The organism is Chryseobacterium sp. W4I1, assembly GCF_030816115.1.
Classification (GTDB): Bacteria; Bacteroidota; Bacteroidia; order Flavobacteriales; family Weeksellaceae; genus Chryseobacterium.
This window is the reverse complement of sequence record NZ_JAUSXQ010000001.1, coordinates 1,039,478-1,050,959: the sequence shown is the minus strand read 5'-3', so window position 1 is coordinate 1,050,959 and position 11,482 is coordinate 1,039,478. Positions and strand designations below refer to the sequence as shown.

Here is an 11,482-nt window from a genome sequence, read left to right as displayed (position 1 = left end):
TCTTTGCGCCCTTTGCGTTAAAAATCTACTAAACAAAATAAATGAATCTGATTTAATGAAGACAAAAAATATTATAAATATACTTTCACTTACAGCCTTTTCGGTTGCATCAAATTATTTGAATGCACAGGAAAAAAATTATGTTTCTGAAGTCTGGACAGCCGATCAGGGAAAAAATTACAAAAATCCTGTTTTATACGCAGATTATTCCGATCCGGATGCCATTCGTGTCGGTGAAGATTATTATATGACCGCTTCAAGTTTCAATGAAGCTCCGGGATTGCCTATACTCCATTCAAAAGATATGGTTAATTGGAAATTAGTGAATTATGCACTTCCGGATGTTCTTCCACACGAACATTTTTCAACTCCCAAAAGAGGCGACGGCGTTTGGGCACCGAGTATCAGATTTCATAAAGGTGAATTTTACATTTATTGGAGCGATCCCGATTTCGGAATTTATATGGTGAAAACCAAAGATCCGTTGGGAACCTGGGAAAAGCCTGTTTTGGTGATGGAGGGAAAAGGATTGATCGATTCCTGTCCGTTCTGGGATGATGACGGAAACGCTTATTTAGTTCATGGTTGGGCAGGAAGTCGCGCAGGCGTGAAAAGTTTGCTTTCAGTAAATAAAATGAATCAGGAAGGAACAAAAGTTCTGGATAAAGGAGTTCATGTTTTCGACGGTCATGATGCACATCCAACCGTTGAAGGTCCTAAAATGTATAAAAGAAATGGCTATTACTACATTTTTGCACCTGCAGGCGGAGTCGCTACAGGATGGCAATTGGTGTTGAGATCAAAGAATATTTATGGTCCTTACGAAGAAAAAGTTGTACTCGAGCAAGGTTCGACGAAAATCAACGGACCTCACCAGGGAGCTTGGGTTGATACACCTTCCGGTGAAGATTGGTTTTATCATTTTCAGGATATTGATGCAGGCGGAAGAATCGTTCATTTACAACCGATGAAGTGGGAAAAAGACTGGCCAATTATCGGAATTGACAATAATAAAAACGGAATCGGTGAACCGGTTTTAAGCTATAAAAAACCAAACGTCGGACAATCCTACCCTATCGTAAATCCACCTGAAACGGATGAATTTGACGGTGAAAAATTAGGAGTCCAATGGCAATGGAGTGCGAATGAAAATATTGTCTGGTCATCCAAACTTCCCGGACAAAAATTTTTAAGATTATTCTCGATGAAAGTTCCTGAAGGCGAGAAAAATCTATGGAATGTCCCGAATTTATTAACTCAAAAATTCCCTGCTCCGAATTTTATAGCTTCCACAAAGGTTAAATTAATTCCTGAAGATGCCAAAGAAGGAAAAACAGCCGGACTTTTGGTGATGGGATTAGATCATGAATCCATCGTAATTACCAACAAGCCGGACGGATTTTATTTACAGTTAAGAAGAGCCGAAAAAGCGGATAAAGGCGGTGAAGAAAAGGTTTTATTTGAAACAAAATTAAAAGGCAACGAAGCTTATTTAAAAGTAAATGTGAACGAACCGAATGGTTTATGCCAGTTTAGCTACAGTGAAAACGGGAAAAATTTCACAAAAGTGGGTGATGTATTTCAGGCAAAACCCGGGAAATGGATCGGAGCTAAAGTCGGTTTATACAGCGTAAGCACAACCAAAGCTTCTCGCGGAGGATATGCGGATTTTGATTGGTTTAGAATTACTAAAAATTAATTGTTTCCCACAGATTTCACAGATTTTCACAGATGATTGTGCATAGTTTTTAAAACTTATAAATAAAAATATTATATAAACATCTGTGAAAATCTGTGTAATCTGTGGGAGAAAAAAATAAATCAATGACAAAAAAAATATACCATATCGTTTCATTTTTATTCATTGTTTTGCTGTTGATTGCATGTCAATCACAAAACAATGCTCAAAGGGGAACTACAAAACGTAATAAAAAAGCCACGCATATTTATCTTATCGGCGACTCTACGATGGCGGATTATACGGGAAATTATGAACCCGAAAAAGATTATATGAAAGTCCGGTATCCAATTACAGGATGGGGACAGGTTTTTCAGCCGTTTTTTGTAAAAGACAGTTTGGCTTCTTTAAAACCTGCAATTACAACAGATTCTGTTGCGGTTATCGACAGAGCGCATGGCGGAAGAAGTACCCGAACTTTTTTCCAGGAAGGAAGATGGAGGTATGTATATGAACATTTGCAGCCTAACGATTATGTTTTCATGCAGTTTGGTCATAATGACGGCTCTGAAAAACACACAGAACGTTATGTAAATATTGAAGGATATAAAGAATTTTTAAGATTATTTGTAACGCAGACAAGACAAAAAGGTGGAAATCCAATTATTTTGACACCTGTTGCCAGAAATTATCCATGGAAAGATGGAAAACTCGAAAATGTACACGGAGAATATGCGCAAGCTCCAATTGATATTGCTAAAGAAATGAATGTTCCGTACATCGATTTAAACAAATTGTCCATGGACTATTTTACGAACAAAGGACAGGATTTTACTACCAATCACTATTTCATGAATCTTCCTGAAAATGTGTATGAAGCCTATCCGAAAGGTCAAAAAGATAACACTCATTTCCAGCCGGAAGGAGCGAAAGTCGTGGCCTCAATTGTTTATCAGGAATTTAAAAAATTAATTAAAACTCAACAAAAATAAAATGAAGAAGTCTCTTAAAGTTATTGGTTTAGTCGCAGTTATGATGTTTTCAGGACACATACACGCTCAAAATCTGGATATTTATAAAAATATTGAGTTTAAAATGCCGCAGGTCGCAGAAACTTCTTTTCCTGCAAATACGGTTTCCATTACACAATTTGGCGGAGTTGCAGGCGGAAATGTAAAAAATACAGAAGCTTTCAAAAAAGCAATCGACGATCTTTCTAAAAAAGGAGGCGGAAAATTGGTTGTTCCCCGCGGAATGTGGTTAACAGGACCAATCGAGTTGAAAAGCAACATCAATCTTCATGTAGAGGAAGGTGCATTGATCATATTTAGCAAAGACAAAAACGATTATCCTTTGGTTGATGTGAGTTTTGAAGGATTAAATACAATCCGTTGTCAATCCCCTATTTCCGCAAGAAACGCAACCAATATCGCCATCACAGGGAAAGGGGTGATCGACGGAAGCGGTGATGCGTGGAGAGCCATCAAAAAAGGAAAAGTATCAGAATCTGAATGGAAAGAGATTGTAAAATCCGGCGGAATTTTATCTTCTGACGGTAAAACCTGGTACCCTTCCGAAAGTTATAAAAAAGGATTTGAAAGCAGCTCAAGTTTCAACGTTCCTGATAAAATTTCTAAGGAAGAGCTAAAATCGGTTAAAGATTTTCTTCGTCCCGTAATGGTAAGTTTGGTGGGTTGTGACAAAGTTTTGTTAGACGGTCCGACTTTCCAGAATTCTCCCGCCTGGAACCTTCATCCGTTGATGTGCTCAAATGTAATTTTAAGAAATCTTACGGTTAGAAATCCTTGGTTCTCTCAAAACGGTGACGGTGTAGATCTGGAATCCTGCAAAAATGTTTTAATCTACGATAACACGTTCGACGTTGGTGACGACGCGATCTGCATTAAATCAGGAAAAAATGAAGATGGAAGAAAGAGAAATATGCCGACAGAAAATGTGATCATTAAAAACAATGTTGTCTATCATGGTCACGGAGGTTTTGTCGTAGGAAGTGAAATGTCTGGTGGAGCGAGAAATATTCACGTTTCCGACTGTACTTTTATCGGAACAGACATTGGTTTACGTTTCAAAACTACCCGTGGAAGAGGTGGAATCGTGGAAAATATTTACATCAAAAACATTGATATGATTAATATTCCTACTCAGGTAATTGGCTTTAATATGTTTTATGAAGGCGCTTCCCCGGTTTTGGAAGACGGACAAAAAAGAGAAGGCAACAAAGCACCGGAAAAGGTTTATCCCATAACAGAGGAAACTCCGATTTTTAGAAATATTTTCTTTAAAAACATCAATGCAGTTAATTCTTATGAAGCCATCACATTATTCGGTTTAGCAGAAATGAACCTTAAAAATATTGTGATTGAAGATTCTCAGTTTGACACGAAAAAGGCTCTAACAATCGTAGATGCAGACGGAATTCAATTAAAAAATGTTACATTAAAATATGCTGAAGGAACCGGAGCAACGGTTTACAACAGCAAAAACATCAATCTTTCAACGGTGAAATTTGAATCTCAAAATAAGCCGTTTGTTAAGGTTTTAGGAAATAAATCGGGATCAATTTTGTTACCGAAGGAAGTTACAGATGATAAAGATGCAATTTCTCTTGCAACAGAAGTAGCTAAAAATTCAGTTAAATAAAAATTCCACAAGCGAATGATTTTTAACAAAAAACATACTTATATTTCTATTTTTTTAATGGGAGGAACATTAGCATTCGGCCAGATTCAACGGCCGAATGCAACTCCTTACACCAACGAAGCGACTTTCGAGAAATTGAAGAAAAAACATCCCTTTATCACCCCGATAGACCGACCGGTTCCGCAAAATATCGGAATTGATAAAGATGTAGAATATGCAAACATCAACGGAATATCTTTGAAAGCAGACCTCTATTATCCTCTTGATAAATCCAAAAAGTATCCCGGAATTGCAATGGTTCATGGCGGTGGCTGGATTTCCGGAAGCAAGGAAAATGAAAAATTCATGGCCATGGAATTGGCTTCAAAAGGTTATGTCGCTATCGCAGTCGGGTATCGGTTGGCTGATGTTGCAAAATATCCTGCCGGAGTTGAAGATATTGAGGAAGCTATTAATTGGTTAAAGAAAAACAGAAAAAAATATTCTTTAGATCAAAATAAAATGATGGTTTTAGGAGAATCTGCGGGTGCTCAGATCGCCACTTTGGTTGGCGTAAAATCAAAGAATAAAATAAAGGCAATCATCAATATTGACGGAATTGTTTCGTTTATTCATCCCGAAGCTGAAGAAAGTACTTATGCTTCCTACTGGTTGGGCGGCGACAGAAATGTCAATTTAAAAAACTGGAAAGAAGCTTCCCCTTTGGAATATGTAGATAAAAATACACCTCCTACCCTTTTCATTAACAGTTCGCAACCTCGTTTTCATGCGGGTCGGGACGATATGATGAAGAAATTAAAGAATTATAATATTCCGACTGAATTTCATGAAATTAAAGATTCTCCGCATTCATTTTGGAGCGCAGAACCTTGGTTTACAGAAACATTGAATTATACTGTTGATTTTTTAAATAAAGTTTTGAAAAAAAATAAATAGTGCTTTTAAACGCAAAGATTTATAATTAAAAATGTTAAACTTTAAGGAGCAAAGAAAGCGATAAATCGCTGATGAAGCTTATGGCTAAAACGACCGCTTAATCAAAATCAATAAATTGATTTCATCTTAGCTCACTAAAAATAAAGAAAAACAAAACTTTGCGTTAAAAAATAATAAATCAGTTTATGAAAAAATTATTCTTAATTATATTTATTTCGATTGCTAATTTTCTCTTAGCAGGAAATGATCCGTACGTTAGAATTACCGTTGCCAAAGACGAAAGCGGAGATTTCACATCAATTCAAAAAGCCATCAATTCTATACGAGATTTGGGACCTGCGGAAGCTTTGGTTTTTATTAAATCCGGAACTTATAACGAAAAAATTACAATCCCATCTTCAAAACATAAAATCACGTTAGAAGGTGAAAATAAAGACAATACCATCATCACCAACAATGATTTTTCAGGAAAACCGGATCCGTTTAATGAAAAAATGACAACATTCAATTCTTACACTTTACTGGTAATGGGTGATGAGATAAAAATTAGCAATATAACAATTCAAAATAGCTCGTGCAACGAAGGACAGGCAGTTTCTCTTCATGTGGAGGGTGACCGTTTTGTGATTAAAAATTCGAATATTCTGGGTTGTCAGGACACGATTTATTCTGCAACCAATCACAGCAGACAGTTTTTTGAAAACTGCTATATTGAAGGTACGACAGATTTTATTTTCGGTCAGGCAACGGTTGTTTTTAAGAATTGTACCATTAAAAGTTTAGCCGATTCTTACATCACCGCAGCCGCAACGGAAGCCGACAGACAGTACGGTTTCGTCTTTTTGGACTGTACATTAACCGCCAAAGAAGGCATCACAAAGGTCTATTTGGGAAGACCTTGGAGACCTTATGCAAAGACAGTTTTCATCAATACAGAAATGGGAAAACATATTCTTCCGGAAGGTTGGAATCCATGGAAAGGCGATAAAATGTTTCCTGATAAAGAAAAAACCGCTTATTACGCAGAATTCGAAAGCAAAGGTGAAGGCGGAAGTACTTCAAAACGTGTAAGCTGGTCGCATCAATTGACGAAAAAAGATTTAAAAAATTATACTTTGGAAAAGATTTTTGATGACTGGAATCCAAACAAGTAATAAGTAATCGGTGATAAGTAATTATAACCATAATAAAACCGACATAGGAAAATGGAGCGTTAAGAAAATTAGCTCTGTGAACGTTAAAAAAATTCTACTGTCTGAAGCGCGGGATAACTATTGAAATAAAACAGAAATATTCAATCCGCGCGAGTTTTAGAATTTTTAGAGAACAGAACTCATTTTTAGCGGAAGTTTCCAAGTCTTGAACTTTTGATTCTTTTGTTTTAAGACAAAAGAATTAACAAAAATCAAATTTACAATGAACAAAAAATTAACATTACTATTTTTATTTTTATCAATAATAGTATTCGCACAAAAACCAACATTGTTCTTAATCGGTGATTCTACCATGGCCAATAAGGACAATCCCGGTAAAAATCCTGAACACGGTTGGGGACAGGTTTTACCACAATTTTTAACAACAGGAATTGAAGTTCAGAATCATGCGATGAACGGAAGAAGCTCAAAAAGTTTCAGAACAGAAGGGAGATGGGATAAAGTGGAGAAACAGCTTAAAAAGGGAGATTTTGTGGTTATTCAATTCGGCCATAATGATCAGAAAATCAAGGATTCTACAAAATTCACCAATCCTTATACTCAATACAGAGCTAATTTAGAAAGATACGTCAATGAAACCAGAGCAAAAGGAGCAACTCCGATTCTGATGACTTCTATTGTGAGAAGAAATTTCAATGAAAAAGGCGTTTTAGTTGATACTCATAAAGAATATCCATTAGTGGTGAGAATGGTTGCAAATGATATGAAAGTTCCGTTTGTGGATATGCAATTGCTAACAGAACAAATGGAAATTTCTTACGGCCCTGAAAATTCAAAAAAACTGCATCTTCATTTCGCAGAGGGTGAAAACCCGTATTATCCGAAAGGAAAAGATGATGATACCCATTTATCAAAATTGGGCGCAGAAACTGTTGCAAAACTGGCTTTGAAAGATTTGAAGAGCTTGAAAATTAGCTTGGAAAAGTATATCAAATAATAATTCCCCACAGATTACACGGATTTTCACAGATTTAAGATCTGCATAATCTATGAAATCTGCGGGAGAAAAAAACACTTTTTTTTCTCTGATAAAGAAAGAATTCCATTCATTAAATGAAATAAAAGAACAGAAAATATGAAATTTAAAAAAGAACCATTCTTCGACGGTAATTCCGAGTGGGAAGATTTAGGAGGCGGAGTTTCCAGACAGTTTGTTGGGTACAATTCTCAAGTGATGATGGTGATCGTGAAATTTGAAAAAGATGCCATCGGAGCTTTACATCAGCATTTTCATTCACAAATCACTTATGTTGCTTCAGGGCAATTTGAAGTAAGTGTTGATGGAGAAATGAAAATTTTACAGAAAGGTGACGGTTTTTTTGCGCAGCCCAATATTTTCCATGGGGTAAAATGTCTGGAAGCAGGGCAATTGATTGATGCTTTTACACCGTTTAGAGAGGATTTTCTTAAAGATTAATTTTTACTATTAAAGCTTGCTATTCAAACATAACAGGTTTTTGAAACCTGCTAGGTTTAGCAAATATACGTTACAGCAATTAAAAAAATTAACAAGCAATGAAAAAATCTGTTTTCATCCTATTAATTATACTTTTTAATCAAATACCTGCACAGGAAAAAATTATGGTTTGGCCAAAAGGTCAGATGCCGAATTCCAAAGGATTACAATTAAAAACTGAAGAAAAAGACGGCAGAATTGTACAGATAAAAGAAACCGAACTTTTCGCGTTATTACCTCCCAAAGAAGATAGAAAACAGATGGCTGTCATCATCATTCCCGGCGGCGGATATTACAAACTTACCTACGATTTGAATGGCTTCCAAATTGCAAAATGGTTTAACACATTGGGAATTTCTGCTTTTGTTTTAAATTACAGATTACCCATTTCTCCCGATGTCAAGCAAAGAGAACTCGCACCGTTGCAGGATATTCAGGCAGCTATAAAATATCTTAGAAAAAATGCCGAACACTATGGTATTTCGCCAGATCAGGTTGGTGTGATAGGAACTTCTGCAGGTGGACATTTGGCTGCAATGGCAAGCAATATTTCTACAGATTATACAGAATTAAAAGGTGATTGGGAGAACATTCCCACCATTCCGAATTTTGCGGTTTTGGTTTCTCCGGTAATCGATTTGGGTGAATTTGCACACGTAGGAAGCCGAAACAGCTTGCTTGGTGAAAATGCTTCTCCGGAAAAAATCAGTGAATATTCTATGCAAAATCGTGTGACAGAAAAAACGCCGCCTACCATGTTGATTCATGCACAAAATGATAAAACAGTTCCTGTAACGAACAGCATCCTGTATTATCAGGCAATGATAAGAAATAAAGTGAAGGGTGCGTTGTTCATTTTTCCTGAAGGTGAACATAAAATCGGAATAATGAATAAAACTGAACTGACGGACAACTGGAAAAAATTATGTTCAGACTGGCTGAAAAATATGGGTAATAAGTAATTGGTAATGAGTAATTTTAATCTTAAATCATGCTAAAAATCATTCAACATAAAATATCTTTGCTTGCTTTTGGAACTTTTATTTCTATTTCTGTTCAGGCACAGCAGAATTTAAAGTTAACCTATAGCAAACCTGCAGAAAACTGGAACGAAGCACTTCCCATCGGAAACGGAAAATTGGGAGCAATGGTTTTTGGCGGTGTTTCACAGGAACATCTTCAGCTTAACGAAGAAACAATCTGGGCAGGAGAACCTGGAAATAATGTTCCGAAAAATACGTTTGACAGTATTCAAAAAATAAGGAAACTGTTAAATGAGGGTCAATTTGAAAAAGCACAAAATCTATCCAACAAAACCTATCCGAGAACTGCGCCAAAAGATCTGAATTACGGAATGCCTTATCAGACGATGGGCGATTTATTTTTGGATTTTAAAGGTCATGAAAATTTTAAAAATTATATCCGGACTTTAGACATTGAAAAAGCAATAAGCACTGTTTCTTATGAAGTAAACGGAGTGATTTTCAAGCGAGAGATTTTTTCTTCTTTTGTGGATAATGTGATCATGATTAAATTATCTTCAAACAAAAAAGGAAGTTTGAATTTTTCTCTTAACGCTTCTACTCCACATTTGAAAAAATCAATTTTTACAGAGAAAAATCAATTGGTGATCACAGGGACAAGCAGTTCGGCTGATAATAAAATCGGCAGGATTAATTTCAAAACAATTGCTGTTCCTGTTTTAAAAGGCGGGAAATTGACGTCAACTGAAAATCAATTACATATTTCCGGAGCAGATGAAGTGGTCATTTATGTTTCAATTGCAACTAATTTCAAAAAATACAATGATATTTCAGGAAATCCGGATCAGAGAGTTTCGGAATACTTAAAATCAGCTTTAAGCAAAAAATATGATGCTGAATTAAAAGCTCATATTCAAAAATATCAAAAATATTTTAATAGGGTAAGCTTAAATTTAGGAACTTCTGAACAAGCGAAAAAAACAACCGATGTAAGAATTAAAGAATTTGCCCATGCAAAAGACCCTGATTTGGTGGCTTTATATTTCCAGTTTGGCCGTTATCTTTTAATTTCATCTTCACAACCGGAAACTCAGCCCGCCAATTTACAGGGAATCTGGAATTATCAGTTAAATCCCTCCTGGGACAGCAAATACACAGTCAATATCAATACAGAAATGAATTACTGGCCTGCTGAAAACACTAATTTAAGTGAAATGCACGAACCGTTGTTTGATATGATTCAGGATTTGTCGGTGACCGGACAGGAATCTGCCAAAGAAATGTATCACGCCAGAGGCTGGAATATGCACCATAACACCGATTTATGGAGGATCACAGGAATTGTGGACGGTGGTTTCTATGGAATGTGGCCAATGGGTGGAGCTTGGCTCACCCAACATCTTTGGAATCACTATTTATACACCGGAGACAAAGAATTCTTAAAAAAATATTATCCTGCTTTAAAAGGTTCGGCTTTGTTTTATCTGGATGTTTTGCAACAGGATCCTTCCAAAAAATATCTGGTCGTTTCGCCTTCCATGTCGCCGGAAAATACCTATATGAAAAGTGTCGGAATTACTGCGGGAACAACGATGGATAATCAGTTGGTGTTTGATGTTTTTAATAATTTTATAAATGCTTCAAAAGTTCTTAATGAAGATAAGAATCTATCGGATGAAGTAAAAGCCGCCTTACATAAACTCCCGCCCATGCAGATCGGGCAACATGCCCAGTTGCAGGAATGGCTGAAAGATATGGACCGAACCGATGATAAACACAGGCATATTTCACATTTGTACGGACTATTTCCTTCGGGGCAGATTTCGCCTTTCAGAAATCCAGATTTAACAGAAGCTGCCAAAAATTCAATGATTTATCGTGGCGATAAATCTACAGGTTGGTCGATGGGCTGGAAAGTGAACTGGTGGGCAAGATTATTGGATGGAAATCGAGCTTTTAAACTCATTTCAGACCAATTATCTCCTGTTTCTATGGACTCAAAAGATCAGTCGGGAGGAACTTATCCGAATCTTCTGGATGCGCATCCGCCGTTTCAGATTGATGGAAATTTTGGCTGTACTTCGGGAATTGCAGAAATGTTGCTCCAAAGTTATGACGGTTATCTTTATATTTTACCGGCGCTTCCTGATGCTTTACCAAATGGTTCTGTTAAAGGTTTAAAAGCAAGAGGTGGTTTTGAAATTGATATCGAATGGAAAAATTCTAAGCTGACGAAATTAATTATTAAATCAACTTTAGGTGGAAATGCGAGAATTAGAATTGCTAAAAATATTAATCTGAAATCTAAGATTCAGTTAAAAGATTCAACAGGAGAAAACCCGAATGAATATTATCAGATTAATACTATTAAAACTCCTTTGGTTTCTGATCAAGCTGAATTAAAAGGCTTTCCCGTTCCTGAAACTCAGGTTTTTGACTTTAATACTGAGAAAGGTAAAGCCTATATTTTTGAAGTAAGATAGCATTCAATAATAATAAAATAAATCTCCCGTAAATCTCAAATTCACAGTAAATAATCTGTGTAGATTGAGAT

Annotated in this window: 9 protein-coding genes; all 9 read left to right on the top strand. The window is 36.2% G+C overall.

Annotated elements, in window-relative coordinates; all coding sequences use genetic code 11:
- Positions 1-55 precede the first annotated feature (55 nt).
- The 9 genes from QF044_RS04875 to QF044_RS04835 all read left to right on the top strand — a co-directional run bounded on the left by QF044_RS04875 (position 56) and on the right by QF044_RS04835 (position 11,411).
- On the top strand, positions 56-1,699 hold the full coding sequence (locus QF044_RS04875; protein ID WP_307264336.1) for a glycoside hydrolase 43 family protein: 1,644 nt from the start codon (positions 56-58) through the stop codon (positions 1,697-1,699).
- A 125-nt stretch (positions 1,700-1,824) separates the two neighbouring features.
- A complete protein-coding gene (locus tag QF044_RS04870) occupies positions 1,825-2,670 on the top strand; it encodes a rhamnogalacturonan acetylesterase (protein ID WP_307264333.1) in 846 nt (281 codons plus the stop codon).
- Between the two features lies 1 nt (position 2,671).
- Positions 2,672-4,339: a glycoside hydrolase family 28 protein gene (locus QF044_RS04865; RefSeq protein WP_307264331.1), complete on the top strand. Its 1,668-nt coding sequence runs from the start codon at positions 2,672-2,674 to the stop codon at positions 4,337-4,339.
- Positions 4,340-4,354: 15 nt separating this feature from the next.
- Positions 4,355-5,275 carry an alpha/beta hydrolase gene (locus tag QF044_RS04860; protein ID WP_307264328.1) on the top strand — a complete coding sequence of 307 codons (921 nt, stop codon included), beginning with the start codon at positions 4,355-4,357 and terminating at the stop codon, positions 5,273-5,275.
- Positions 5,276-5,460: 185 nt separating this feature from the next.
- A complete protein-coding gene (locus QF044_RS04855; RefSeq protein WP_307264325.1) occupies positions 5,461-6,429 on the top strand; it encodes a pectinesterase family protein in 969 nt (322 codons plus the stop codon).
- Positions 6,430-6,691: 262 nt separating this feature from the next.
- Positions 6,692-7,426 (top strand): rhamnogalacturonan acetylesterase, encoded by a 735-nt coding sequence (locus QF044_RS04850; protein WP_307264321.1) that lies wholly within the window; start codon positions 6,692-6,694, stop codon positions 7,424-7,426.
- Positions 7,427-7,564: 138 nt separating this feature from the next.
- Entirely contained in the window at positions 7,565-7,906 is a 342-nt protein-coding gene (locus tag QF044_RS04845) for a cupin domain-containing protein (protein WP_307264319.1), read from the top strand.
- A gap of 98 nt (positions 7,907-8,004) precedes the next feature.
- Positions 8,005-8,907 carry an alpha/beta hydrolase gene (locus QF044_RS04840; RefSeq protein ID WP_307264317.1) on the top strand — a complete coding sequence of 301 codons (903 nt, stop codon included), beginning with the start codon at positions 8,005-8,007 and terminating at the stop codon, positions 8,905-8,907.
- Between the two features lie 29 nt (positions 8,908-8,936).
- Entirely contained in the window at positions 8,937-11,411 is a 2,475-nt protein-coding gene (locus QF044_RS04835; RefSeq protein WP_307264313.1) for a glycoside hydrolase family 95 protein, read from the top strand.
- The last annotated feature ends 71 nt before the right edge of the window (positions 11,412-11,482 follow it).

What these genes read in the sequence shown, in the direction of transcription:
- QF044_RS04875 (WP_307264336.1), top strand. Translation starts at nt 56, where the DNA reads ATGAAGACAAAAAATATTATAAATATACTTTCACTTACAGCCTTTTCG.
- QF044_RS04870 (WP_307264333.1), top strand. Translation starts at nt 1,825, where the DNA reads ATGACAAAAAAAATATACCATATCGTTTCATTTTTATTCATTGTTTTG.
- QF044_RS04865 (WP_307264331.1), top strand. Translation starts at nt 2,672, where the DNA reads ATGAAGAAGTCTCTTAAAGTTATTGGTTTAGTCGCAGTTATGATGTTT.
- QF044_RS04860 (WP_307264328.1), top strand. Translation starts at nt 4,355, where the DNA reads ATGATTTTTAACAAAAAACATACTTATATTTCTATTTTTTTAATGGGA.
- QF044_RS04855 (WP_307264325.1), top strand. Translation starts at nt 5,461, where the DNA reads ATGAAAAAATTATTCTTAATTATATTTATTTCGATTGCTAATTTTCTC.
- QF044_RS04850 (WP_307264321.1), top strand. Translation starts at nt 6,692, where the DNA reads ATGAACAAAAAATTAACATTACTATTTTTATTTTTATCAATAATAGTA.
- QF044_RS04845 (WP_307264319.1), top strand. Translation starts at nt 7,565, where the DNA reads ATGAAATTTAAAAAAGAACCATTCTTCGACGGTAATTCCGAGTGGGAA.
- QF044_RS04840 (WP_307264317.1), top strand. Translation starts at nt 8,005, where the DNA reads ATGAAAAAATCTGTTTTCATCCTATTAATTATACTTTTTAATCAAATA.
- QF044_RS04835 (WP_307264313.1), top strand. Translation starts at nt 8,937, where the DNA reads ATGCTAAAAATCATTCAACATAAAATATCTTTGCTTGCTTTTGGAACT.